Raw genomic sequence first — 24478 nt, 5'->3', positions numbered from 1 at the left:
AGTAAGGCAAACCTTTCTTTAGGTCAACCCCCCCCTGGTTTTCATTGTGCAATCCAATCCTTCTCACCGGCCTGAGCGGTGCCCAACAGGTGACCGGCGATCCGCGGATGTAGCGTTGTGCCGGCTGTATGAAACCCGAAAGAAGAGGAGAAGAAACTCAAGTGGATCGCGTGCGTGATTTCGCGTTCGGCGCCAGACGGCAATCGAACTACTCCTGGTGGAAACCGTTGGCCGAAATGCTCACCGTGATCGTCATGGTGATCGCGATGACAGTGGTCGTCGGGCTCTCGCTCGAGGCGGCAGGGCTCGACACGTCGTCTCCGGACGTCGACGGCTGGTTTACCTACGCCACCGTGATCGTCGAGATCATTGCGGTGCTCGTGGCAGTCAAACTGGTGGGGCGGCGCTCCGCGGCTTCGGTGCTGTGGAGTGGGAAAGCGCTGCGGCCGCTCACGCTCGTCGCGGCATATCTGTTGGCGTTTGCCGTCATAGCCGTCACGCTGGGACTGATCAGCGTCTACGCGTTCGGCTCGTCGTGGGACAAGGCGTTCGCAGGCTTTTCCAGTACGTTCCCGCTCGAGCTCGTGGCGATTCTGCTTGCCGCGCTTGCCGAGGAAATGCTGTTCCGCGGGCTTGTCTTCCAGGCCTTTACCGCGTGGACGCGGCACCCGCTCGTCGGCGCGATCGCCGCTGCGCTCCTGTTCGTTGCCGTGCACCCCGCAGCTTGGAGCGAACCCCTCGCGTTTGCGCACTTCTTCCTCGACGGCCTGCTCTACGCCTGGCTCGCCTGGTATTTCAACGGTATCGGCATCGCCGTCGCGGCACACGCGGCGTGGAATACTGCGGCAAGCCTGCAGGACTACGGGGTGCCGTTGTCGCTGGGCGGGACCGCAACGCAGTTCGTCGCGGCGGCGCTCGCGGTGGTCGTGCTCACCGTTGCGTTCCGTCGAGCACGGCGCCCCCTGCGCCCGTAACCTCCTCCGCCGGGCAACACCGGCGCTGTGCGTCTACGCTTGGCCGCATGGCAATTCACACATGCACCTATATCGCATTCCCCGGCAACGCTCGCGCGATGCTTGAGTTCTACCACTCCGTCTTCGGTGGCGAGCTCCGCATCCTCACCTACGGCGAGCAGCTGGACAACGGCGTGCAGTTCCCGTTCGAACCGCCCCGTGACAAGGTCGCGCACGCGTTGCTGCGCGGCCCGTTCACCATCTCCGGCGGCGACGACCTCGAGCACGACCGCGAGCAACTCAGCGCCAGCGAGTACGGCTTCACCGTCGAAGCGGACTCGCCCGAGGAGGCAAAGAAGCTTTACGACGCCCTCGCTGCAGACGGCGGCGAGGCGCGCATGCCGTTCGCCCAGGCGCCGTGGGGCGAGCACTTCGGCATGGTGGTCGACCGTTTTAACGTCGCGTGGAACGTCACCGCCCCGGGCGGCGACAACGGCGCCAACGCTGCGCAGGCGTAGCGCGGTTGCGATTGGACAGCGGGGCGGGGGTTGCCGTCGCGGGGGTTGACCGGGCGGGGAGCGTCGCAAAGCTCATCGCAGGGGACCGCGGGTACGTAGTGCTTGCGGAGTCGCCCGAGCCCGTATTACGACGGCCCGATCGCAACGCTCGATGAGCTCTACGTGCGGCCCGAACTCCGGGGAAGGGGCATTGGCACCCGCCGCATGGACTGCGCGGAGGCTGAGGCGCGCGCACGACACGTGGGCGAGGTGCAGATCAACGTGGACGCCGTTGATGTCGGTGCCCGCCGCTTCTACGAGCGGCGCAGATACACCAACATTGAGGCGGGCCAGGACGTGGCCATGCTGTGCTACATCCGGGAGTTTGGCTCGCCTGCCGGCACTGCGTAGCGCTTCGCGGGCGTGCCGTACCCTTGGGCACCATGGCCACGAAGTACAAATTCTCCCTTCCGAATAGCAACTGGGTCCAGGCGACCACGCCCGCGAACATGGACTTCCTCCTCGCCCGTGCGGCCGAGGCGGAGCAGTCCGTGTTCATGCCGCCGACCATCAGCGGGCTGACCGCGGCGCTGGCGGAGGACGCCGACATGCGGGCGGTCATGAAGGACAACCTCGCCCGGCTCGAGCAGGCGGGGCAGAATCCGCGCGTGGAGCAGGGGGAGGTTAGCCCCGACGGTAATGCGGGCCTGCAGCAGGTGACGCTGTCCGCCTCGGCGGAGGACGGCACGCGCGGCGAGGTGGCGCAGCTGCAGAACTACCTCATCTTGCGCGAGCAGGGCGGCGCGCAACGGTGGGTGGTCATGCTCGCGCTCACCGCGGACGTGGGCCGGATCCAGGAGCTCGCCCCGGAATTTCAGCAACTGCTCGACTCGGTCGAGTTTGTCTAACTCGGGAAACGACCGACTGGAATGTCCTCGCGCTCGCCGGAAAACATCCTTTTGCGCCTCCCCGACACGGAGGAAGAGCAGGTCCGCGGGATCTTTGACGCGCTGGAGCAGCGGGGATTCCCGCGTCAGCACCAGCGCCCCCATATCTCGGTGACGTTTGCGCCGCGGATGCGCCAGAGCGTGGTAGAAAGCGCGGCGGCGCTCCTGCCGCCGCTGCTCCCCGCGAGACTGGATCGGGTGGGCACCGTCGTCTTTGGCACCAAGTCCAAGCAGACGGTCGCGTGGTTACTCGAGGCGCCGGAAGCACTGGAGCGCGCCGCCCGGCAGCTCAGCGCAGAGAACCCTGATGGGCGGGGGGAGCGGTGGGTACCGCACCTGACGCTGGGGCTGCGCCTACCAAAGGCAATGGTGCCCGGGTACATCGGAGCGCTCGCTGAGGTGACGGATCCGCACCTCAGGGCGTTGACTGCGGACCGGGCTGTGTACTACCGTCCGACTGTTGGCCAAGACCTGCAGCTTTAGGGAGCACCACGGTCGGGTACTTGCGTACGTAGCCGATCGCGATGATGACCAGCGCCGCGGCCGCGCCCAGGATCGTCTCAGCCGTGCGGGCAAGCAGCATCGGCGCGACGGGGGCAGCCTGCACCGTCTGGATCATCAGCAGCGCGGTTGGGGTGATGAAGCTGCCGGCGATGGTGTAGTTGCGGGTCACGTACATCTCGGTGAGGTACTGCAGCACGATGATCCACACCACGACCTGCCACCCCTGCATCGGGTGCGAGAGCAGGAAGCCCGCGACCAGGATGCCCGACAGCGTGCCCAGCACGCGCTCGATCGCGCGGAAGTACTGCACCTTGAACCGCGAGTTCACCAGCGGCGCGACCGCGGCCACCATCGCCCAGTAGAAGTGCGAGAGGGGGTCGATGAGCATCACCGAGAGCAGGCCGATCACGCCCGCGAGGAGCGGGGAGAAGAAGAAACGAGCGGCCTCAACGCGCAGCCGCTTGCGGGGCACGGGGCCGGCGTCGGGGGCGCGCGACGGGCGCTCGGGGGCCTTCGCGTTGCCGCCGGGACCCTCGCCGATGTACTGGGAACACTGGCCGAGCGCCAGGCAGAGCAGCGCCGAGCTGCCCGCGATGCCGAACGCCATGAGCGGGTGCACCGGGTCGCGCAGCGAGCCGACCGCGGCGACCGAGAAGATCACAAAGACGGAACCGGTCGGCTTCATATCGGCCGCGAGCGCAATCGTTGCCCACACCGAGGACACCAGCGAGCTGACCAGCAACAAGATCCAGGGGCTGAGGCCCAACCAGGCTATTGTTGCGCCGATCGTCACCGACAGGGTCAGCGCGCTCCCGGCCAGCAGATGGTGCTTGCGCCGCACCTGCGGGGTGGCGTGGCGGCCGTACACGCCGGTGAACGCGCCGAAGTTTGCGTAAATTGCCAGGTCAAGTCGTCCAAGCGCCAGCAGTGTAAACATCGGGATCGCCACGCCGAGCGCGGTGCGGAACGCGGGAATATGGTCGCGCTTCGCAGGCCCCATCTGAAACAGCGGGCTGAAATGGTGCAACGTTGGCCTCTTGTCGCTTCGCTTCGGGAACTCGCAACACTGTAATCAGTCGCGGAGTGGGGCGCACTCGTTGGCGTCGATAAGCAAGGCCCCGTCGAGCGCAATGCTGCTTGTCGACGCCCCCACGACCACATTCCCGTACCCCCGACCCTCGGAGCGAGCGGCGGTGTGGCCGAAGACGAGTTCCAGACCGGCGAGCTCGGCGCGGGTGCGCGGCAACCCCTCCGTGTCGCCGATATTGGCCAGGAACAGCCCGCCTGGGCGCAGGGCGCGCCGCGCGGCGGTGAAGAACTCGACGGTGGTCAGCGCGCGGGGCGTGTCCGGCCCCGCGAAGACGTCGCGGACGATCACGTCGACGGAGCCGGGCGCGAGCGCGTGCGTGAACGTCCGGGCTTCCGCAACCGCGAGCTGTACCGGCGGGTCGAACGCCCAGCGCACGAGGTCGGCGAGTGCGCTGTCCAGCTCGACGGCAATGTTGGTGGAATCCGGGTAGCGCTGTTGGAGATACGATGCGAACGTGCAGCCCGCGGCGCCGAGGTGCACGGCGGTGAACGGGCGTGGGAGGTTGCCGGCCGCCTCGTGCGCGCTGATGAGCTGGGTGAACCAGCGAATGTAGTCGTACTCCAGCACCTCGGGCGCGCCGGGGACCACGTAGGAAGACGGGACGTTGTTGACCTCGAGGGTGTAGCCACCGTCGCGGGACGGGTCCGCCACGATCGCGGCGGTGCCCGTGTCGATGGAATAGGTGCCGGTGATGTGCCGTTTCTCGGCGCGCGGCTTACCGCGGCCCATGTGCATCACCGGCAGTCATGAGCGGAGTGGCCTTAACGCTTGGCAATCGGTCCGAGCACCTGGTCGACCTGCTGTGGCAGAAGCAGCGCGATGAGGCTGCCCAGGCCGGCGAGGCCGGCGAGCGCAACCGGCAGGATCCAGGCGAAGTCGGCGGCGGAGCTGCCTGCGGGGGCCGGGGTGCCCGGCTCGTCGGCGTCCCGCGCCGGTGCGACCTCGACCGGGACGGTCGCGTCGGTGCCCGCGTCGGTGGTGACGTGCAGTTCCTGGGTACCGGACATGTCGGCCGGGACGTCGAGAGCCACGGTCGCCTTGCCCTTTTCGTTCATCCCCTCCGGGCCGTAGGCCGGGTCGATGTCTGCGGTTGCCGTCGCATCACCGAGCGACACGGTGACCTGCTTCGCGGTCTCGCCAAGTGTGTACTGCAGCGAGGAGAGGTTGATCGTCGCGGGCGTGCCCGCGGTCAGCGGGGCGTCCAGGTGCACGCCGACGTTGGACTGGCCGCCGCGCGGGGCCTTCGCCTTGCCTGCTCCGAGCGCCTCGACTAGGGCGTTGAGGTCCAAGTAGCCCAGGCTGGCGGGTGCGGTGCCGCGAGTGAACGCCTCAAAGTGGTCGCCGCCGCCCAGGATGAAGGTGGAGCCGGCGATGACGTACTTCTTCGCCGGGTCGATCGGCGCGCCATCGACGGTGACCGAGGTGATGCGCGAGCCCTGCGGCGCCTCCGGATCGTAGGTGTAGGTGACGTTGTCGGACACACCGAGCGCGGCGAACGGCATGGAGTCGCCGTCGCGCCACTGCTGCTCGAGCGCGTCGACGAAGTCCTTGCCGCTGATCTCCACGTAGGTGTTCTCGCCGCCGAACGGCTGGACCGCAAAGGCCTCGGCGTAGGTCACGTCGCCCTGCTCCAGGTCCGAGCGCACGCCGCCCGCGTTCATCACACCGATGTCGGGGGTGATGGCGGAGTTCTGGTCCACACCCCAGCGGGTGATCTCCGCGACGAAGTTGTTCAGTTGGGATTCCACGCCCACGGAGGAGCCGGATTCCTTGCCCTCCTTCGCGCCGCGGTAGAAATCCGTGCCCGCGTTGCCCACGATGCGCTCGCCCTCCGCGCCAGCTTTCTCCTCGGCCTGCTGCATGATGGCGTCGACCTCCGGTTCGGGGGTGTCGCAGGCGCGGATAGCGTCGGCGTCGAGAAGCTCTGCGTGCTTGACGGTCGCCTTCTTGGTCGCGCGATCGAAGGAAAGATCGACGTTGGCCAGGTGCTTGCCGTACTCGCCGGCCTGGATAACCACGGGACTGGTCTGACCAGGCTCGATGACCTGGTGGGTGTGGCCGAGGAACGCGAGGTCGACGTCTTTGCTGAAGTCGTCCGGCCCGAGGTTGCCCTCGTGCACGAGCGCGACGACAACGTCTGCCTCGCCGGAGTCCTTCAGCTTTTTCGCCAGCGCGTTGGTGGTCTCGACCGGGTTATCCCAGGTAATGCCCTTGATGTTGTCGGGGGAGACCAAGTTCGGCATGTCGTCGGTCACGGTACCCACGAAGGCGACCTTCACGCCGTCGAGCTCCTCGACCGTGTAGTCCTTGACGCCGTCGATGGTGTGGGCGTTCGCGCCCAGGTAGTCAAAGTCGGCCTGCTTGACCACGCGCTCCTCGACGTCCGATGCGCCGTGGTCAAACTCGTGGTTACCAATCGCGGAGACTTTTAGCCCCATGAGATTGAGCAGGTCCAGCGTCGGCTGGTCATCCAGCAGCATCGACTCGAAGGGAGAGGCGCCGATGTTGTCGCCCGCGGAGGTGAAGATGTGGGTCTTGCCTTCGGCGACCTTGTCCACGGAGCACTTCAGCGCCGCCGCGCCGGGCACCTTGTCGGTGGGCTTCCAATAACCGTGGAAGTCGGTGATGTTGGAGATGGTGAACTCTGCGGTGTCATCGGCAGCGAGCGCAGCGGGCGCCAGTGAGACGGCGAGCGCGGCGGCTGTGGTGGTGGCGAGGAGTTGGACGTTGCGGCGGAAGCGCACGGGTCGGGCCTTTCTGACGAACTGGTGGGAGCAGCACAAAACGCTGCCATAAAACTTAGAAAGCCTTGCTTTCCGCAGGGTGACATGCCGGTAAATTTCGGGTGACCGTTAGGGGCTTGGTGCTTATCGACGCTCGCGTCTACAACTCGGTGACGTCGTTGTAGTCATTCACCCACGCCGACCCCGGCAGGCTGGTGTCTGTGGTCCAGGACAGCATGCTCGGATCCGCGTCGATGCGGACGCGCTTGCCCACGTACGCTTCCCACTCCACGCCCCGCTCAAAGTCGTGCCCGTTGATCGACTCCCGTGCGCCCAGCGAAACGTATTTGTCCACCGTTCGGGTGTCGGTGCCTGAGCCGGCGAGCAACGCCGAGATCTCTCGCGGTGAATCGAACCAGAGCACGAAGTACTGGCTGTCCGGGTCCTCATTGTTCGGGTTTGCCTGGCCCCTGATTTCAGGAAGCTCTGCGGCGGTGATCATCCGCACCGTGCCGGTGAGGCCGCCATCGTCTTCCACTGGCGCGTCCTCTGCCTGGGCCGCGGCGGCCGGCGCTCCCTGCGCGAGTGCGGACGGGTCAGTGGTCGGCGTCCATTCGACTTCCCGGTACTTGTCCGGAATGGCATCGAGGCGAGCGACTTCCGGCTCGCCGCTCTTGGTCAGCGTCTCGCCGTCGACGGAGTAAAGCTGGAAGTTCGCTTCCGGTTGGGTGGAGTAGTGGTCCTCCTGGTAAAGGCCGTTTTGCGACGCGGACGCGTACACCGCAGCGCGGCTGCCGCCAGCGGAGCGCACCCCATCCAACAACACCGGGGACGAGGGGCGGGCCTTGCCCTCCTCATCCAGGTGAAAGACCAACACGGGCGCGAACTCGCGCGAGTCCTTCTTCAGCAGCAGCTCGGGCGTCCCGTCGCCGGTTGCTTCGATCAGGGCGTAGCTGTACTTACCCGTGGGCTCTACCAGCGCGTCGGTGTCAAATGCGTACTCGTCCGGGTGCGCGATGACGTTCTCGTACTCGCTCTTCCAATCGCCCTCGCCGGACTGCTGCGAAGAGCTGGGTTCCTTCGCCCACTCGGGGAAGTCCTCGGGATCGACCTCGGACCCGTCCGGGTTCACAAAGGTCGTGGACTTCACCACGACGGTTTCGCGCTCCCCGTCGCCGGAGCTGCAGGCGGTAAGGGAGACGGCGGTGAGCGCAGCAACGAGAAGCGCGCTCGTGGGGGCAGGAAGGCGTCGAAGGTTCACACGCCACAGTGTACAAGCAGCCTGTACACATGTTGGTGCGTTGAGGGGAGTCTACTTGCCCAGCTCCTTGCGGCGCTCGTAGGCGATGCGGAGTCGCTCCGCCCGCTCCGACTTATCCTTCTTCTCTATCTCTTCGAGCACGTCGTACTCTTCATCGGAGATTCCGGCGATGGTGTAAACCGCGAGTGCCGCAATGGCCGCGACCGGCCAGGCGACCCAGGCCAACGACACGTGGAAGGCGAACTGCAGCAGGAAAAACACGGCCGCACCGCAGCTGACGATGGCGCCTGCAGCAATATCGCAGTTGCGCTTCACCTTCAGCTTTCGCTCGAGCTCCGCCTCGCGCGCTGCGTTTACCGAGGGGGAATCGTCGCGCTGCTCGAGGATGCCGCCGCTGGAGGGGTGCGGGAGGTCGCTGAAAAGCGCAGCGAGCTCACCGCGAGTAGTTGCGGACGCGGCGCGGGCGGTGCGGGCGTCGAACTCGGCGACGTCGAGGTAGCCGTCGGCGAAGTGCTCGCCGAGGCGGTCGAGGGCGGAGGTACGCTCTGGGTCGCCGATACGCATCTCGGGACTCTCGGCCACGGGGACATCCTTTCGTTCGGGGACTGCTTCCGACACCCTAACTTAAGGCTGGATACGTCACTGTAAGGCAGCCTCCCTAGAGGCCGAGTTTGTGCTGGCGATCGTATGTGATGCGGAGTCTCTCGGCCTTTTCAGCGTGTTCGAGGTCTACCAGCTGCTGCAATTCTTTGTTGATTGCATCTTTCTCTCGGGTTGGGCCAGCGAATGCAACAACCGCAATGCACGCGAGGCCGATGATTGGCCACGACAGCCAGGCGAAACTTTTGCCGAACCCGAAATTGAGCAGGGAAAACAATGCGGTACCGAGGCCGAATGTAAGGCGAAGGGCAGAGTATGGATGCTCAACCGGGACAGGGCGCAGGATCGCTCGCGGTCGCCAACGCGAATGCTGGGATGTTCGGTCATGGTGTTTCCTTCCGTTGCGGTGCGGTGTGCATCTCGGGGTGGAGACTAGCGGGAGGGGTGAACATCAGGACCGACATTCCAACAATGATTCGTACGAGCGTGCGAACGTGGGGTGGTTGGATGTGGCAGCAGCCGGAGGGCGCCTAGTCGTTCCAGCTCTTCGTTCGTGCGAAGAAGCAGGCCATCACGGCACCCAGCAGCGAGACTGCGGCCGGGAGGAGCAGCGAGTGTGACATGGCGAGTGCGAACGGGGAGTGGAGCGCCGCCGGCATCCCGCTGCTGGCACCGGCGCCGCCGACGGTCGCCTCGCCCGCGCCGGGGCCGAGCTGGGCGTTGAGCTGCGCGTCCATGAGCGCGGCGATCGCGGCGGAGCCAATGACGGCGCCCACCTGGCGCAGCGTGTTGTACACGCTGGAGCCGGCGCCGGCGAGCGCGGGCTCGAGGTTGCGCGTGGCAATCATGGACAGCGGTCCCCACACCATCGAGTTCGCCACGCCGTTGAGCACGGAGATGGCGAGCAGCCAGTACGGGCTGATCGTGGGGTCGGCGATCCAGGCGGTCATCGCCACCGAAAGGCCCAACATGGTCAGGCCCGCGATGGCGAATGGCTTGGGCTGGTGGGTATTGGTGAGCTTGCCAATCCAGGGCGACAGTACACCCGAGACCAGCCCCGCGGGCACGAGAAGGAGCGCGGCGCAGGTGGGGGAGAAGCCTTGGACGGACTGGATGTAGATCATCCACGGGATCATGTACGTGGACACGGTAAAGCCCACCGTGGCGATCGTGACCGCGGAGAGCGAGAAGTTGCGGTCCGCAAAGAGGGCGAGCGGCACAAGCGCGTCGCGACGAGTGCGCGACTGCCACGCAACGAACGTACCGAGCAGGACCAGGCCGCCGGCGATGAGACCGAGCGCGCGCCAGTCCCAGTTGAAGCGCTCGCCCTCCTGGATACCCAGGATGAGGCAGAACATGCCCGCTGCGCTCAGCACCACGCCGAGCCAGTCGAGGCTGCGGGAGGTGAGCTCGAGGCGCGGGACGTAGATCCACGCGAGCACCAGGCCGATCACGCCGATGGGGACGTTGACAAAGAAGATCCAGGGCCAGCCGGAAGCGTCGACAAGCAGCCCGCCCAACAGCGGGCCGACGATGGTGGCGACACCCGCGGTCGCGCCCCAGACACCCATGGCGCTGCCGCGCTCGCGGGGGCTGAAGGTACGGATCATCACCGCCATCGTCTGCGGGGTGACCATCGCGCCGCCGAGGCCTTGGAAGATGCGGGCGACGATGAGCGCCTCGATTGTGCCGGCCAGCCCGCACGCCAGCGAGGACAGCGTGAAGAGTGCGAGGCCGGAGATGTAGAGGGCGCGGGGGCCGAAGCGGTCGCCAAGCCTGCCGGTGATCAGCAGCGGCACCGCGTATGCGAGCAGGTACGCGCTGTTGACCCAGATCACCGAGCTGTAGCTCGCGCCGAGCCCGGCGGTGATCGCGGGGATCGCTACGGAAACGATGGTCGAATCGACCAGGATCATGAAAAAGCCCAGCATCATGGACCACAACGCGGGCCAGGGGGATCGTTGTTGCGTCACCTCGGACACTCTACCCCGCAGCGCGCAATATGCTTTCTCGCATGAACCGCACCTTCTCCGGCATTGACCTCGCCGCCGACCCGGCCAAGACCGGCACCGCAATCATCCAGGAAACGCCCGCCGGGCTCACGCTTATCGACGCCACCGCCTCCGCCACCGACGCCACCCTCATCGCACTCGTGACCGGCGCCGAGCTCACCGGCGTGGACGTGCCCGTCGGATGGCCGCGCGCGTTTCGGGAGTTCGTGAGTGCGCACGCGGACCAGCGCATGGCTGCCCCAGCGACCTACGGCCCGGACGAGCGCCGCCGCCTGGTCAACCGCTTCACCGACCTGGAGGTGCGCCGCAACGCCGGGGTGACCCCGCTGCCGGTGGCCGCCGAGCGCATCGCGCACCCGGCGCTGCGCTGGGCCGGCGTGGAGTCGCGGTTGCGCGCGGCGGGCGCCAACGTGGACCGCGCCGGGCGCGGCCGGGTCGCCGAGGTCTATCCGGCGGCTGCGCTGAAGCAGTGGGGGCTGCGCCACCGCGGGTACAAGGGAGCGGACGCCGCGGGGCGCGGTGCTCGCGAGGAGATTGCGGCGGGACTCACCGAGCGCTTCGAGCTGGATTGGGCTGGGCGGGAGGCGGGTGTCACCGATAATGCGGACTGCCTCGACGCGGTCATTGCCGCGCTCGTCGCGCGAGAGGTGCGTGCCGGACGATGCATAGCACCGCTGTCTGACCAGGCGGAACTCGTCGCGGAAGAGGGCTGGGTCTGGGTGCCGCGCCCGTCCGCTTGACCTTGTCCCTACGGCAACCTGTTCACTGATCACCATGACCGCAACCACCATCGGAGAGGCCGCCGAGATCCTCGGCGTCACGCCGAAAGCTCTGCGCCACTGGGAGGCGCTCGGACTCATACAGCCGGAGCGCACCAGCACCGGCTACCGCCTATACCGCGCATCCGACCTCGAGCGGGGCGCCGCGATTGCCCTCTACCAGGGAATCGGGGTTCCGCTCGCGCAGGTCGCAGCGCTTCTCGACGCCTCCCCGTCCCACCTCGCACGCGCCCTCAGCGCCCACCGCGAGGCCCTGGTGCACCAGCGCGACTCCCTCGAGGCGCAGCTGGACGCGGTCGAGACGTTGATCCGCAAACACAAGAAAGGAACGCTCAGCATGTCTGACATGAAGCACTATTTCGGCGAGGAGTTCGCTGCCCACCAGGAGGAGGCGCAGCAGCGCTGGGGCGACACCGCGGAGTGGCAGCAGTCCCAGGACGCGCTGGCCAACATGGATGCATCGAAGGCGGAACAGCTCAAGCGCGAGCAAGAGGAGCTGGCCGCCGAGCTGGTCGACGCCCGCGACGCAGGCGTCGTACCTGGTTCGGAGGAGGCAGAACGCATTGTGGCGAAACACCGCGACTCGATCGCGCAGTGGTACGAGGTCACCCCGGCGCGCCAGCTGATCCTCGCCCGCATGTACGTCTGCGACGAGCGCTTCCACAAGGCATACGACGGCGCGCAGGACTACCTCCTCGAGCTCATCACCACGCACGCCGAGGCCGCGGGCGTGGATCTGGACGCTCCGCAGTGGTAGGCACCCACCGCGTAGGGTAGGGGCCATGAACGAAAAGTACTCAGCAGACGTTTCGCAAACTGTCATCCTTCCCCAGTCCAAGGACGCGATCTTCCTCACCGTCACGCTCAACGAGGGCACCGAGAAGCAGGCGCTCGAGGTCATCACCGGTCTGAAGGGCCTGGTCAACGGCGTTGGGTTCCGCTGGCCCGAGGCACAGCTGAGCGCCGTGGTGGGCATCGGCGCGAACCTGTGGGACCGCCTGTTCACCACCCCGAAGCCGGAGGGCCTGCACCCCTTCCGCGAGCTGCAGGGGGCGAAGCACCACGCGCCGTCCACCCCCGGCGACCTTTTCTTCCACATTCGCGCCGACGAGTACGACGTCGCGTTCGAGCTCGCCCGGCGTATCAACGCGCAGTTGGAGGGCGCGGTGGCCGAGTACGACGAGGTCCACGCGTTCCAGTATCAGGACTTCCGTGACCCGCTCGGTTTTGTCGACGGCACCGAGTCTCCGCGCGGGCAGGCCGGCGTGGAAACCGCGCTGATCAAGGACGGCGACTGGGCCGGCGGTTCCTACATTGTGGCGCAGAAGTACATCCACAACCTCAAGGCGTGGAACGACCTGCCGGTAGAGGAGCAGGAGAAGGTCATCGGTCGCACCAAGCACTCGGACGTGGAGATGGGCGAAGATGTCAAGCCCGCCAACTCCCACGTGGCGCTGAACTCCGTGAAGGACGAGAACGGCGAGTCGTTGGAGATCGTGCGCAACAACCTGAGCTTCGGCGACGCCATGGGCAACCAGGGCACCTACTTCATGAGCTACGCCAAGGACGTGCGCATCACCGAGCTCATGCTGCGCCGCATGTTCATCGGCGAGCCGGAAGGCAACTACGACCGCATCCTGGACTTCTCCGAGGCGCTCACCGGCGTGAACTTCTTCGCCCCCTCCGCGAAGTTCCTGGAGGAGGCTGCCAGCCACGCCAAGCAGGAGTTCCTCCCGGAGGAGGAGACCCCGGCCGCGCCCCAGCCCGCCACCACGGCCTCTCAGGGCAAGGTCATCTACGGCGAGTAAACCGGGGCGCGTCGCCCGGCGCAGCTAGATGTGCAGGAACTCGCGCAGCTGCGGCGGGAGCGCCCCGCGCCAGTACGGGAAGGACATCGCGGCGAGCGCGGCGATGCCGGCAAGCACGCCGACGATGGTGACGATGCGCTCCGTCTCTTCATCCATGTTGGCGCTCAGGGACGCGCCACCGCCGCCACCATTACCGCGGCCAGTCGGCTCGTCCTTTGCCGGGACTACCTCGCGCAGCGGCGGCAGCTCGCTCGAGTCGATGCCGTAGAACGTGTCCAGCCCGCGCACGTTGAACTGCGTGGACATGTAGCGCTTGTTGGTGTCGGTGTTCCACTGCGAGACGACGACGTCCAAGTTGTCGATGGTGGAGCCCGGAACGATGTAGCCGCCGTAGGGCTGCGACCAGTTGGTGGGGGACTGCTTGTCGCTCCAGCTGCCCGCCTTGGCAATGGTGGAGACCGGCACGTCGTTCCAGTCGCGCTCCAGCGTGTCCGAGATGCGCACCTCGATCGCGTCGGTCGCGTCATTGAACATCACCAGCACCCAGTACCCCTGGATGTAGCGCAGGTTCATCTCGCCGGCCTCGACATTCTTGGACAGGATCGGGGCGGCCTCATCGGTCCAGTTGTCCGTGTCCGGGTCGTAGAGCTCCCACTTCGTGCGATCGTCGATGTCCTCCAGCTTGAAGCGGGACAGGTAGACCGGGTCGGCGCGCTTGAAGGAGGAGGAGACGGCGTAGATGTAGCCGTCGTCGCCCTCCTCCCAGCTGATCAGGTCTCCCATGCCGTTCATGTGACCGTTGCCGGTGTAGCCGATCGACGTCCACTCGCGGCCGCGGGACGTGGACTTCCAGATCTGGGTGTTGCTCACGTTGCCGATGCCGTTGTTCCACATCGCCTGCATGTACAGCGTGCCGTCGATATTGATGATGTCCGACGGGATGAGCGTGAGGTTGCCCTCCTGGTAGTAGCTGATCAGCTTTTCCACCTTGCTGCCGCTGTTCATCGGGCGCTGAACAGTAACGAAACCGTTGTTGTCGGTTTCGGCGATGACGCCGGTGGGGCTCATCCAGGTGCCCTTGCCAAACGCCTTGCCGGTGAAGGAATCGCCGAAGACCATCGCGTACTCGCGGTCATCCAGCGGCGCCATCACACCGAGGTCGGTCGCGCCCATCCCGATGCCCTCCGTCCAGGGGCCGAGGATGTCGCCCTTGACCTGGACAGTCGTGCCGTTCGGCATCGCCACCGGGCGCGAGGCGTTCACGGCCGCCTGGCCGGCAAAGTTCTCGACGTGCAGTTCCGCCGCGGATTCAGGGTCGGAGCTGATCGCATCGCTCGTCTCCTCTGCATTGTCCAGGGTATCCAGGAAGTCAGCCGGGCCTTCAAGCTGAATCTTCTGCGCCTGCGCTGCCTGCGGGGCGGCGACTGAGGAGAGGGCGATGGAACTTGCGACGGCGGCGCACAGCAGTGCGCGGCGGCGGGAAGAAGAGTGCATGCTGTCTCTGTTCAAACTTGGGGGTGAGTAAGGGCACTTACAAGAAGCACAATGAATGTATCAAAGCAGCTGCGATTGCGTAGGGGTATTGTGAAACGGGGGTACCACGTGTCTGTGTATCGGGTGTGAAACTCGTCGAAGGCGCGAAACTTGACTAGTCTGAAGGGCATGTCTCGTTTCAGCCCCTTGAACTGGCCGGTGGTGCGCCAGGTGCGGGACGGTGACCTTTTCGCTCGTGGAGCGAATACGGAATCGTCGAAAAGCAAAGACCTGAAGGGCCGCATTGAAGATGCGGACCGGGTGGTCAAGAGCGTGTGCCCGTACTGCGCCGTCGGCTGTGGTCAGCGCGTGTACGTCAAGGATGAGAAAGTCATCCAGATCGAGGGCGACCCGGATTCGCCGCACTCCCGCGGGCGTCTCTGCCCCAAGGGTGCTGCCTCCGAGCAGCTGGTGAACGCGCCGGGGCGCCTCACCGAGATTCTCTACCGCGCCCCCGGTGCCACGGAATGGCAGACGCTGGACCGCGACACCGCGCTGGACATGGTCACCGACCGCTTTATGGAGGCGCGCAAGAACGGGTGGCAGGATTTTGACGAGGAAGAGCGGCCGCTGCGCCGCACCATGGGCATCGCCGGGCTCGGCGGCGCGGCCATGGATAACGAGGAAAACTACCTGATCAAAAAGCTCTGGACCGCCTCCGGCGCGGTGCAGATTGAGAACCAGGCCCGCATATGACACTCGTCCACGGTTCCCAGTTTGGGATCCTCGTTTGGACGCGGCGGCGCAACCCAGCCGCTGCAGGACATGGCCAATGCGGACTGCATTGTGATCCAAGGCTCGAACATGGCCGAGGCACACCCGGTCGGGTTCCAGTGGGTCATTGAGGCGAAGGCGCGCGGCGCCAGGATCATTCACGTTGATCCGCGGTTTACGCGGACGTCGGCAATCGCTCACAAGCACGTGCCCATCCGCGGCGGCTCGGACGTCGTGCTGCTCGGCGCGGTGATCAACTACGTGCTGCAGAACGACCTGTTCTTCCGCGACTACGTCACCGCGTTCACGAACGCCTCGACGCTGATCAGCGAGGAATTCCAGGACACCGAGGACCTCGACGGGCTGTTCTCCGGGTACGACCCGGAGACGGGTGCGTACGACAACGCGACGTGGCAGCCGCAGAAGTCGTGGGACGCGAAGGTGTCGTGGGACAACAAGACGGACCCGACGCTGGAGGACCCCAACACGGTCTTCCAGATTCTCAAGCGCCATTACTCGCGCTACACGCCCGAGGTGGTGGAGCAGGCCTGCGGTATCTCGCAGGAGGACTTCTTCTACCTGGCGGACTCCATCGTGGAGAACTCCGGGCGCGAGCGCACCACCTGCTTTGCGTACGCACTCGGCTGGACCCAGCACACCATGGGCGCGCAGTTCATCCGCACCTGCGCGATCCTGCAGCTGCTCATGGGCAACGTGGGCCGCCCCGGATCCGGCATCATGGCGCTGCGCGGGCACGCCTCCATCCAAGGCTCCACGGACGTGCCCACGCTGTTCCACCTACTGCCCGGCTACCTGCCCATGCCGCAGTCCACGGTGCAGACGTGGGACCAGTACCTCGACGCCGTGTCCAAGCGCGACCAGAAGGGCTTCTGGCAGCAAGGCGAGAACTACGCGGTCTCGCTGATGAAGGCCTACTGGGGCGATGCCGCCACCGAGGACAACAACTGGGGCATGGACCTCATGCCGCGCTTGACGGGCGCGCACTCCACCTACCACACCCTGCAGCTCATGGACCAGGGGCTTATCGACGGCTACTTCGTCTTCGGCCAGAACCCCGCCGTTGCGCAGTCGAACGGGCGGATGCAGCGACTGGCCATGTCCAAGCTCAAGTGGATGGTCGTGCGCGACTTCCAGGAGATTGAGACCGCGACGTTTTGGAAGGACTCGCCCGAGATCAAGTCCGGCGAGCTGGTCACCGAGGAGATCGACACGGAGGTGTTCCTCTTCCCGGCGGCAAACCACGTGGAGAAGGCGGGCACGTTTACCCAGACCCAGCGCCTCCTGCAGTGGCGCTTCAAGGCGAAGGACGCGCCGGGGGATGCGGACAGTGACCTGCAGTTCTTCTACGAGCTGGGGCAGCGCATCAAGGAGCGCGTGAAGGACTCGACGGACCCGCGCGACATCCCGCTGCAGCTGATCACGTGGGACTACGAGACGGATGCCGAGGGCGAGATCGATCCCGAGTCCGTGCTGCGCGAGATCAACGGCTACTACATCGACGGCCCGCGCAAGGGCCAGATGGTGGACAAATTCGCAGACCTCAAGGCGGACGGCTCGACGGCGTCCGGCTGCTGGATCTACTGCGGCGTGTTCGCCGGCGACGTGAACCGTTCGGCGAAGAAGCGCCCCGGCCAGGAGCAGGACGAGATGGCCCTGGACTGGGGCTGGGCGTGGCCGATGAACCGCCGCGTGCTGTACAACCGCGCCTCGGCGGACGAGGACGGTAAGCCCTGGTCCGAGCGCAAGCGCCTCGCCTGGTGGGATGAAGATGAGGAGCGGTGGGTCTCCAAGGACATCGTGGACTTCCCCGTGGACCGCGCCCCCGGTTACAAGCCGGAGCGCGACGCCGTGGGGCCCGCCGCCATCGCGGGCAACGACGCCTTCATCATGCAAGACGACGGCCGCGCGTGGCTCTTCGCGCCCACCGGCATGGTGGACGGCCCGATGCCCACGCACTACGAGCCGCAGGAGTCACCGTTCCCCAACGTGCTCTACGGCCAGCAGCAGTCGCCGTCGCGCATCGTGATGCGCGGGGAGCACAACCTGTCGGCGCCGAACTACGGCGAGCCGGGCACGGACGTCTACCCGTACATGCTCAACACCTACCGGTTGACCGAGATGTACACCTCCGGCGCGATGACGCGCACGCTGCCGTTTTTGGCGGAGCTGCAGCCGGAGCTGTTCTGCGAGGTCTCGCCGGAGCTGGCGGAGCGCGTCGGGCTGAGCAACGGCGAGTGGGCGACGATCATCTCGCCGCGTAACGCCATCGAGGCGCGCGTCCTGGTCACCGACCGCATCAAGACGCTCACCGTCGGCGACCGCGCGTTTGAGCAGATCGGCATGCCGTTCCACTACGGCCGCGGCAACTACGCTGAGGTGGCTGGCGACGGGCCGAACGACCTGCTGGGCATCATGCTGGACCCGAACGTGAACATCCAGGCCTCCAAGGTCTCGGCCGTGGACATCCGCCCCGGCCGCCGGCCCCGCGGCGCTGCGCGCGTCGAGCTGGTGCGCGAGTACCAGCAGCGCGCCGGCCTGGACGAGAACACGGGCACAGTGCTTCACGACGCCACGTCGCAGGCCGCCGTTCGCCAGGGAGAAGGCGACGCCTCGGCAGCCAAGGACGACCCCACGAAGGACAACATGTCGAACCAGGAAGGGTAAGACCAGTTGCAGACGAAGAACCGGATCACGGAATCGCCCTCCCACGTGGGCTACGACGGTGAGCAGCGCAAAGCGTTCTTCACCGACACCTCAATCTGCATCGGCTGCAAGGCCTGCGAGGTGGCCTGCAAGGAGTGGAACCGCAACCCGCAGGACGGCGACTACGCCCTCTCGGGCATGTCGTACGACAACACCGGCTCCCTCGGGGCGAACACGTGGCGCCACGTGGCGTTCATTGAGCAGAGCGAGGAGCAGATTGCCAACGCCCGCGAGGAAGGCAAGAAGCTGGTCACGCTTGGGATGCCAGGCATGCCGGGTGCATCGGGGGAGGGTGACGGTGGCGTCGATAAGCATGAGCCCCAGCTGCCAGATACCCCGGACTTCCGCTGGCTGATGTCCTCGGACGTGTGCAAGCACTGCACCAACGCGGGCTGCCTGGATGTGTGCCCGACGGGCGCGCTGTTTCGCACCGAGCACGGCACCGTGGTGGTGCAGGACGACGTGTGCAACGGCTGCGGAACGTGCGTGGCCGGCTGCCCGTTCGGAGTGATCGAACGGCGCGCCGACGGCGGAGTGCAAAAGCGCAACGAGCGCGCGAAGGTGGGGGAGGACTTCACCGTCGGCGAGGTCGCGCCAATCAAGAACGTCGGCGTGGCGCAGAAGTGCACAATGTGCTTCGACCGCCAACAGGTCGGCGAGGGGCCGGCGTGCGCGAAGACGTGCCCGACCAACTCCATCCAGTACGGCACCTACACCGAGATGCTCGCCGCCGCGAAGGCCCGCGTGGCCGAGCTCCACGCACAGGGCATGACCGAGGCGCGACTCTACGGTGCGAACAGCGACGATGGCGTCGGCGGCACCGGCTCGATCTTCCTGCTTCTCGACGCCCCCGAGGTCTACGGCCTGCCGCCGGACCCCGAGGTGCCCACCGCAAACCTGCCCGAGATGGCCAAGCGGGCCGTCGTCGCGGCCGCGGGGCTCGTCGGCGCCGCCGCGGCGGCATTCGTGATCGGAGGAAAGTAGATGGCAGAGTTCGACTCCTTCCGCCCACCGGAGCCGCCGCGCGGACCGAAGCGACGGAGCGGCTCGACCCGCTACGGCGGCAAGAAGCGGCGGCGCGGCGAGGAGCTCATGGTGCCGCGCGCGGACTTTGAGCAGTACGACTCCTACTACGGCCGCCCGATTGTGAAATTCCCGCCGTGGGAATGGCCGATCGGCGTCTACCTATTCCTGGGCGGCATGGCGGGCGGGTCCTCGCTGCTGGCCGTGGGCGCTGGCGCGACCGGCAACAGGGAGCTGCAGCGCAACACGCGCCTGACCGCGGCGGTTGCCGCGGCGGTGGGGTCCGGCTGCCTGGTCATCGACCTCGGGCGCCCCGAGCGCCTGCTCAACATGTTCCGCGTGTTCAAGCTGTCCTCGCCGATGTCGGTGGGATCCTGGATCCTCGGGGCTTTTTCCGGCGGCGCGATGGTCGCCGCGGCGGCGGAGGCGGACGCGCTCACCGGCGAGCGGGTCCCGCTGCCTGGGCCGACACGGAAGCTCCTGCACGCGCTGGCCACCCCGGCCGGCGTCGCCTCCGGGCTGATGGGCGCGCCGCTGGCCGTCTACACCGCGGTGCTGCTTGGTAACACGTCAGTGCCCATGTGGCAGGACGCGCACAAGGAGCTGCCCAACCTGTTCGTCTCCTCGGCGGCGTGCGCGTCCGCGGGTGCTGCGCTGGTGACGACTTCCACCGCGAACAACGGCCCGGCCCGCGCGCTGGCCGGGGTTGGTGCGGTGGCGGACGTGGTGGCGTCGTCAGTGCTCACCCGCAGGCTGACCGAACCGTTGGAAGAGACGGTGGAGCACGGCAAGGCGGGGAAGTTCCTCAAGGCCGCGGAAGCGTTGGTCATCGTCGGCGGGCTCGGGGCGGTGTTCGGTGGGAAGCGCCGCGCGGTCGCGGCGGCGAGCGGTGTCGCGCTGGCGGCGGCGTCGTGCCTGACCCGTTTCGGCATCATCGCCGCGGGCAAGCGCTCCACCGAGGACCCGAAATACGTGGTGGAGCCGCAGCGCGCCAGGTTGCGCGCCCGGCAGGAGGCCGGACAGGTCGGCGACTCCATCACCACCGCGTCCTAGCTAGCGCACGCGCACGCGCCCGGTGCCCCCAGTCGTTTCGCCGATGATGGGGTAGCCGGGCACCTCGCCGATAACCAGGAGGCCGCCGGAGGTCTGCGCGTCGGCGAGCAGGAGCAATTCCTCTTCGTTGACCCCATCCGCATCAACGTGCGGGCGCACCCAGTCCAAGTTGCGCTGCGAACCGCCCGGGATGAAGCCTTGGGCAAGGGTGTCGCGTGCGCCGTCGATAAGCGGCACCTTCGTGTGGTCGATGACCGCGTCGACGCCGGAGGCGCGCGCCATCTTGTACAGGTGGCCGAGTAGGCCAAAGCCGGTGACGTCGGTAGCGGCGCGCACACCGGCGTCGACGGCGGCGCGGGAGGCGTCGCGGTTGAGCGTGGTCATGACCTCGACGGCCTGGTCGAACCACTCGCCGGTGGCCTTGTGGCGGTTGTTCAGCAGGCCCGAGCCGATCGGCTTGGTCAGCGTGATGGGCAGGCCGGGGGTGGCGGCGTCGTTGCGCATAAGGCGTGCGGGGTCGATCGTGCCGGTGGCGGACATGCCGTAGATCGGCTCGGGTGCGGAGATGGAGTGCCCGCCGGTGACGGAAATGCCAGCCGCGCTCGCGCCGTCGAGCCCGCCGTGGAGGATCTCGCGGATGAGCTCCTGTGGCAGGACGTCGCGCGGCCAGCCGAGCAGGTTGATGGCGGTGATGGGGGTGCCGCCCATGGCGTAGACGTCGGAAAGCGCGTTGACCGCGGCGATCTTTCCCCAGGTGTACGCGTCGTCCACGACGGGGGTGAAGAAGTCGGCGGTGGAAATGACGGCAAGGTCATCGCGCACGCGGATCGCGGAGGCGTCATCGCCGTCGTCCAGGCCGACGATCACGCTCGGGTCGCGCACGCCGACGAGGCCCTTGACGGCGTCTTCCAGCTCGCCGGGCGGGATCTTGCAGGCACAGCCGCCGCCGGCGGCGAATTGGGTGAGGCGAATCTTGGGGTTCGTGGTGCTCATGTGGCCTATGGTAGCGTTTTGCGCGGAGGCGTACGTGTCCTGGTGGGCGCCCCAGTCTTCAAAACTGGTGAGGCCGAGCAGCTCGACCTGGCAGGTTCGATTCCTGTCCGTCTCCGCCACGCTTTTTGAGGAGGACACGAGCTTGACCGACCCGCGCCGCCACATCCCCCGCACCGACGCGCTGCTGGCGTTGGCGCAGGACACGCCGCTCGCCGCGCACGCGCTCAAGTCCCTCGCGCGCACTACGCAGGACGCTTGTCGACGCCACCTTATCCCACCCCACGCCGCCGAGGCCTACTTCCTCGCCCTGGTTGGCAAGGGCGTCGCCTCCATGACGCCGGTGCTCAACGCGACGGGCGTGGTGGTGCACACCAACGTGGGGCGCGCGGCGCTCGCGCCGGAGGCCGTCGACTCTCTCGTCGACGCCGCGGGCTACGTGGACGTGGAGATGGACCTCGCGACCGGCCGCAGGTCGCGCAACCGCGGGGCGGGCGCGCGCGACGCGCTGCTCGCGGCGTGCCCGGCGGCGGACGATGCGCTGGTGGTCAACAACGGCGCGGGCGCGCTCCTGCTGGCCAACGCGGCGCTGGCGGAGCACGGCCGCGTGCTCATTTCGCGGGGCGAGCTCATCGAGATCGGGGCGGGGTTCCGCCTGCCGGAGCTCATCGAGTCGGCCCGCGTCGAGCTCGTCGAGGTGGGCGCAACGAATCGGACGCACCCGCACGACTACGAGCGCGCCGCCGCGGGCGCGAGCGCCATCCTCAAGGTGCACCCGTCCAACTACCGAGTCCACGGCTTCACCGCCGAGGCGGGCGTGGCGCAGCTGCGCCACATCGCCGACGCGCACGAGCTTTCCCTCATCGTGGACACGGGCTCCGGGCTGCTGCGCCCGGACCCGGCGCTTCCCGACGAGCCCGACGCCACCACCGCGCTGCGCGCCGGCGCCGACATCGTCCTCTTCTCCGGCGACAAGCTGCTCGGTGGGCCGCAGGCGGGCGTGATCCTGGGGCGCAAGGACGCCGTCGAGCGGCTGCGGCGGCACCCGCTGGCGCGCGCGGTGCGCGTGGACAAGCTGCGCCTCGCCGCGCTCGAAGCGACCGTCCGGCTGCGACAGACGCCCACCTCAGCGGCGCTGCACGCCGACCCCGACAAGCTGCGCACCCGCGCCGACGCGCTCGCCGCGGCGCTGCAGGAGCGCGGCACGGAGGCGTGCGTCGTGCCGCACGACGGCCGCGTCGGCGGCGGGGGAGCACCCGGCGTCCCGCTCGCCGGCTGGGCGGTGGCGGTTGACCAGTCGCTCGCCGAGCCACTCCGCCTCCAACGCCCCGCCGTCCTCGGCCGCGTCCACGACGGCGCGCTGCTGCTCGACCTGCGCTGCATCCCACCCGCGCGGGACGCCGAGCTCGCCCGCGCCGTCGCCGAAGCGGGGCAGCAATGACGCCCCCGACGTACGTCATGGCAACCGCGGGCCACGTCGACCACGGCAAGTCCACCCTGGTCAAGGCGCTCACCGGGATGGAGCCGGACCGCTGGGAAGAGGAGAAGCAGCGCGGGCTCACCATCGACCTCGGCTTCGTCTGGGCGCGCCTGCCGCAGGGAGCCGGCGACCCCGTCGACGTGGCCTTCGTCGACGTGCCTGGCCACGAGCGCTTCATCGCCAACATGCTCGCCGGCGTCGGCCCCGCGCCCGCCGTCCTCTTCGTCGTCGCGGCCGACGAGGGGTGGATGGCGCAGTCCACCGACCACGCCGCCGCCATCGACGCCTTCGGCATCACCGACGCAGTCATCGCGATGACCAGGGCCGATCGCGCCGGCCGCGCGCGCCGAGACGAGGTGCGCGCCGAGATCGCGCGCCACGTCGCCGGCACCACGCTGGAGGGCGCGCCGGTCGTCGAGGTCTCCGCGCACACGGGTGAGGGGATGGTGGAGTTGGGGCGCGTGTGCGTCGATAAGCTGCGAAATGCGCCGCGGCCCGACCCTGACGCGCGCGTGCGACTGTGGGTCGACCGCGCATTCACCATCAAGGGGGCGGGCACCGTGGTCACCGGCACCCTCACAGCGGGCACGATCCGCCCCGGCGACACGCTGCGGCTCGGCGCGCGGGACGTGCAGGTGCGCGGCATCCAGTCCGAGGACACGCCGATCGGCGCGGCTGCCCCCGCGATGCGCGTCGCGCTCAACCTGCGCGGGGTCAGCGCCGAGGAACTCGGCCGCGGCGACGCGCTGTGCACCCCGGGCGCGTGGGAGCAGACCTCGCTTATCGACGCCCACATCACCACCGGCCAACCAGCCACCAACCTCCCGCACGAACTGGTCGCGCACGTCGGCACCGCGCAGGTCCAGGCGAAGGTGCGGCCGTTCGGCGCCGACTACGTGCGGCTGGTGCTCGACCGGCCGCTGCCCCTGACGCTCGGCGACGCGCTCGTGCTCCGCGGCCCCGGCGCCCAGCACATCCTGGCGGGCGTGCGCGTGGTCGACGCGGACCCGCCGGAGCTGCGGCGCCGCGGCGACGGCAGACGCCGCTCCGAGCAGCTGCCTGCGCTGCCGTCGTTGGATGCGGAGATCGCGCGGCGCGTGGCGGTCACGCCCGCGCACCTGGCTCGGCTCGGCTTTGACGTGCCGGCGGCGCCGCCGGCGGGCACGGTGGCGTTCGCCGGGTACTGGGTCCGCGCGAGCCAGGTGATGGTGTGGAAGCGCGAGCTGGCGGCGGCGGTGGCGGAGCACGAGCGCGACAACCCGCTCTCCGCGGGCCTCTCGGCCGGCGCGGCGTCCGACCTGCTTGGGCTGCCCGACCCGAAGCTGCTCGCGCTGGCGGCCGCGGCGGCCAAGCTCACGCTCGCCGGCGGGGTGGTGGCCAGCGGCGCGCAGCGGGACCTGGGGCCAGGCGTGGCCCGCCTGGAGGAGCACCTGCGCGCCCAGCCGTTCCGCGCGCCGGAGGCGGCGGACCTCGCGCGCTGGAACGTGGGCGAGAAGGAGTTGGCGGCGGCGGAGCGCGCGGGCCGCATCGTGCGCCTCGGCGACGGCGTCGTGCTGCTCGCCTCGGCCCCCGCCCGCGCCGCGGAGCTGTTGCGCGACCTCGACTCACCCTTCACCGCCTCGCAGGCGCGCCGCGCGTGGGACACGACCCGCCGCGTGGCGATTCCGCTGCTCGAGCTTCTCGACGCCCACGGCATCACCCGCCGCCTCGACGGCAACCTCCGCGCGCTGCGTTGAAACCCCGAAACCTTATTAGACGTTGAAACCACCCCGCCGGTTCCCTGCTCG

At 67.8% G+C, this 24478-nt stretch carries 22 protein-coding genes and 1 tRNA gene; 15 read left to right on the top strand and 8 right to left on the bottom strand.

Annotated elements, in window-relative coordinates; genetic code table 11:
• The first annotated feature begins 236 nt into the window (after nt 1-236).
• The 5 genes from CKJ85_RS01155 (at nt 237) to CKJ85_RS01135 (ending at nt 2880) form a co-directional block, all read left to right on the top strand.
• Complete coding sequence (locus CKJ85_RS01155; RefSeq protein WP_233126899.1) at nt 237-974, top strand: type II CAAX prenyl endopeptidase Rce1 family protein; 738 nt, start codon at nt 237-239, stop codon at nt 972-974.
• Between the two features lie 47 nt (nt 975-1021).
• Complete coding sequence (locus CKJ85_RS01150) at nt 1022-1471, top strand: VOC family protein (protein ID WP_095278913.1); 450 nt, start codon at nt 1022-1024, stop codon at nt 1469-1471.
• Nucleotides 1472-1573: 102 nt separating this feature from the next.
• On the top strand, nt 1574-1861 hold the full coding sequence (locus CKJ85_RS01145) for a GNAT family N-acetyltransferase (RefSeq protein ID WP_095553169.1): 288 nt from the start codon (nt 1574-1576) through the stop codon (nt 1859-1861).
• A gap of 32 nt (nt 1862-1893) precedes the next feature.
• Nucleotides 1894-2358, top strand: a complete 465-nt coding sequence (locus CKJ85_RS01140; protein ID WP_143340116.1) for a hypothetical protein — start codon at nt 1894-1896, stop codon at nt 2356-2358.
• 21 nt (nt 2359-2379) lie between these two features.
• Nucleotides 2380-2880, top strand: a complete 501-nt coding sequence (locus tag CKJ85_RS01135) for a 2'-5' RNA ligase (RefSeq protein WP_095553167.1) — start codon at nt 2380-2382, stop codon at nt 2878-2880.
• Here CKJ85_RS01135 and CKJ85_RS01130 read toward each other — a convergent pair.
• The 5 genes from CKJ85_RS01130 to CKJ85_RS01110 all read right to left on the bottom strand — a co-directional run bounded on the left by CKJ85_RS01130 (nt 2813) and on the right by CKJ85_RS01110 (nt 8557).
• On the bottom strand, nt 2813-3928 hold the full coding sequence (locus CKJ85_RS01130) for an FUSC family protein (protein ID WP_143340115.1): 1116 nt from the start codon (nt 3926-3928) through the stop codon (nt 2813-2815). The genes CKJ85_RS01135 and CKJ85_RS01130 overlap by 68 nt on opposite strands.
• 45 nt (nt 3929-3973) lie before the next feature.
• Nucleotides 3974-4726, bottom strand: coding sequence for a spermidine synthase (locus tag CKJ85_RS01125; RefSeq protein WP_233126898.1), 753 nt, complete (start codon nt 4724-4726; stop codon nt 3974-3976).
• 26 nt (nt 4727-4752) lie between these two features.
• Nucleotides 4753-6735, bottom strand: coding sequence for a bifunctional UDP-sugar hydrolase/5'-nucleotidase (locus tag CKJ85_RS01120; protein WP_095553165.1), 1983 nt, complete (start codon nt 6733-6735; stop codon nt 4753-4755).
• Between the two features lie 139 nt (nt 6736-6874).
• Nucleotides 6875-7975, bottom strand: a complete 1101-nt coding sequence (locus CKJ85_RS01115) for a hypothetical protein (RefSeq protein ID WP_095553164.1) — start codon at nt 7973-7975, stop codon at nt 6875-6877.
• A gap of 51 nt (nt 7976-8026) precedes the next feature.
• Nucleotides 8027-8557, bottom strand: a complete 531-nt coding sequence (locus CKJ85_RS01110) for a DUF1707 domain-containing protein (protein WP_233126897.1) — start codon at nt 8555-8557, stop codon at nt 8027-8029.
• 91 nt (nt 8558-8648) lie between these two features.
• Between CKJ85_RS01110 and CKJ85_RS11715 the strand changes: the two genes are divergently transcribed.
• Nucleotides 8649-9011, top strand: coding sequence for a hypothetical protein (locus CKJ85_RS11715; RefSeq protein ID WP_143340114.1), 363 nt, complete (start codon nt 8649-8651; stop codon nt 9009-9011).
• 94 nt (nt 9012-9105) lie between these two features.
• On the opposite strand, the gene CKJ85_RS01100 is transcribed toward CKJ85_RS11715, so the two are convergent.
• Nucleotides 9106-10548, bottom strand: coding sequence for a DHA2 family efflux MFS transporter permease subunit (locus CKJ85_RS01100; protein WP_233126896.1), 1443 nt, complete (start codon nt 10546-10548; stop codon nt 9106-9108).
• Nucleotides 10549-10589: 41 nt separating this feature from the next.
• On the opposite strand from CKJ85_RS01100, the gene CKJ85_RS01095 reads away from it, so the two are divergent.
• Genes CKJ85_RS01095 through CKJ85_RS01085 form a run of 3 tightly spaced genes read left to right on the top strand, consistent with a single transcriptional unit; the run spans nt 10590 to nt 13174 of the window.
• Nucleotides 10590-11327 carry a DUF429 domain-containing protein gene (locus tag CKJ85_RS01095; protein WP_095553162.1) on the top strand — a complete coding sequence of 246 codons (738 nt, stop codon included), beginning with the start codon at nt 10590-10592 and terminating at the stop codon, nt 11325-11327.
• A gap of 34 nt (nt 11328-11361) precedes the next feature.
• Nucleotides 11362-12123, top strand: coding sequence for a MerR family transcriptional regulator (locus CKJ85_RS01090; protein ID WP_095553161.1), 762 nt, complete (start codon nt 11362-11364; stop codon nt 12121-12123).
• A gap of 25 nt (nt 12124-12148) precedes the next feature.
• Nucleotides 12149-13174 (top strand): Dyp-type peroxidase, encoded by a 1026-nt coding sequence (locus CKJ85_RS01085; protein ID WP_095553160.1) that lies wholly within the window; start codon nt 12149-12151, stop codon nt 13172-13174.
• Between the two features lie 24 nt (nt 13175-13198).
• Here CKJ85_RS01085 and CKJ85_RS01080 read toward each other — a convergent pair whose 3' ends face one another.
• Nucleotides 13199-14668 (bottom strand): DUF4185 domain-containing protein, encoded by a 1470-nt coding sequence (locus CKJ85_RS01080; protein ID WP_233126895.1) that lies wholly within the window; start codon nt 14666-14668, stop codon nt 13199-13201.
• Between the two features lie 168 nt (nt 14669-14836).
• Here CKJ85_RS01080 and fdnG point away from each other — a divergent pair, with 168 nt between their 5' ends.
• Genes fdnG through nrfD form a run of 3 tightly spaced genes read left to right on the top strand, consistent with a single transcriptional unit; the run spans nt 14837 to nt 20221 of the window.
• Nucleotides 14837-18106: a formate dehydrogenase-N subunit alpha gene (gene fdnG, locus CKJ85_RS01070; protein ID WP_198947122.1), complete on the top strand. Its 3270-nt coding sequence runs from the start codon at nt 14837-14839 to the stop codon at nt 18104-18106.
• A gap of 6 nt (nt 18107-18112) precedes the next feature.
• Complete coding sequence (locus CKJ85_RS01065; protein ID WP_198947121.1) at nt 18113-19129, top strand: 4Fe-4S dicluster domain-containing protein; 1017 nt, start codon at nt 18113-18115, stop codon at nt 19127-19129.
• Complete coding sequence (nrfD, locus tag CKJ85_RS01060) at nt 19130-20221, top strand: NrfD/PsrC family molybdoenzyme membrane anchor subunit (RefSeq protein WP_095553157.1); 1092 nt, start codon at nt 19130-19132, stop codon at nt 20219-20221.
• Here the strand turns inward: nrfD and selD are convergent, their stop codons facing one another.
• On the bottom strand, nt 20222-21214 hold the full coding sequence (gene selD, locus CKJ85_RS01055) for a selenide, water dikinase SelD (RefSeq protein ID WP_095553156.1): 993 nt from the start codon (nt 21212-21214) through the stop codon (nt 20222-20224).
• A gap of 24 nt (nt 21215-21238) precedes the next feature.
• Here selD and CKJ85_RS01050 point away from each other — a divergent pair.
• The 3 genes from CKJ85_RS01050 to selB all read left to right on the top strand — a co-directional run bounded on the left by CKJ85_RS01050 (nt 21239) and on the right by selB (nt 24427).
• A tRNA-Sec gene (locus tag CKJ85_RS01050) sits at nt 21239-21333 on the top strand.
• A gap of 23 nt (nt 21334-21356) precedes the next feature.
• Nucleotides 21357-22652, top strand: a complete 1296-nt coding sequence (gene selA / locus CKJ85_RS01045; RefSeq protein WP_198947120.1) for an L-seryl-tRNA(Sec) selenium transferase — start codon at nt 21357-21359, stop codon at nt 22650-22652.
• Nucleotides 22649-24427 (top strand): selenocysteine-specific translation elongation factor, encoded by a 1779-nt coding sequence (gene selB, locus CKJ85_RS01040; protein WP_233126894.1) that lies wholly within the window; start codon nt 22649-22651, stop codon nt 24425-24427. The genes selA and selB overlap by 4 nt, the downstream gene beginning before the upstream one ends.
• Nucleotides 24428-24478 lie beyond the last annotated feature (51 nt).

The organism is Corynebacterium sp. NML 150383 (genome assembly GCF_002285085.1).
In the GTDB taxonomy this organism is placed as follows: Bacteria; Actinomycetota; Actinomycetes; order Mycobacteriales; family Mycobacteriaceae; genus Corynebacterium; species Corynebacterium gottingense.
Note: the sequence above shows the minus strand (reverse complement) of the source record. Positions and strands in the feature narration are given on the sequence as shown.

Coding starts and splice junctions, on each gene's coding strand:
- CKJ85_RS01090 (WP_095553161.1), top strand. CDS start 11,362: ATGACCGCAACCACCATCGGAGAGGCCGCCGAGATCCTCGGCGTCACG.
- CKJ85_RS01155 (WP_233126899.1), top strand. CDS start 237: ATGCTCACCGTGATCGTCATGGTGATCGCGATGACAGTGGTCGTCGGG.
- CKJ85_RS01140 (WP_143340116.1), top strand. CDS start 1,894: ATGGCCACGAAGTACAAATTCTCCCTTCCGAATAGCAACTGGGTCCAG.
- CKJ85_RS01135 (WP_095553167.1), top strand. CDS start 2,380: ATGTCCTCGCGCTCGCCGGAAAACATCCTTTTGCGCCTCCCCGACACG.
- CKJ85_RS01085 (WP_095553160.1), top strand. CDS start 12,149: ATGAACGAAAAGTACTCAGCAGACGTTTCGCAAACTGTCATCCTTCCC.
- CKJ85_RS01095 (WP_095553162.1), top strand. CDS start 10,590: ATGAACCGCACCTTCTCCGGCATTGACCTCGCCGCCGACCCGGCCAAG.
- CKJ85_RS01150 (WP_095278913.1), top strand. CDS start 1,022: ATGGCAATTCACACATGCACCTATATCGCATTCCCCGGCAACGCTCGC.
- CKJ85_RS01080 (WP_233126895.1), bottom strand. CDS start 14,668: ATGCACTCTTCTTCCCGCCGCCGCGCACTGCTGTGCGCCGCCGTCGCA.
- nrfD (WP_095553157.1), top strand. CDS start 19,130: ATGGCAGAGTTCGACTCCTTCCGCCCACCGGAGCCGCCGCGCGGACCG.
- selD (WP_095553156.1), bottom strand. CDS start 21,214: ATGAGCACCACGAACCCCAAGATTCGCCTCACCCAATTCGCCGCCGGC.
- CKJ85_RS01125 (WP_233126898.1), bottom strand. CDS start 4,726: ATGCACATGGGCCGCGGTAAGCCGCGCGCCGAGAAACGGCACATCACC.
- selB (WP_233126894.1), top strand. CDS start 22,649: ATGACGCCCCCGACGTACGTCATGGCAACCGCGGGCCACGTCGACCAC.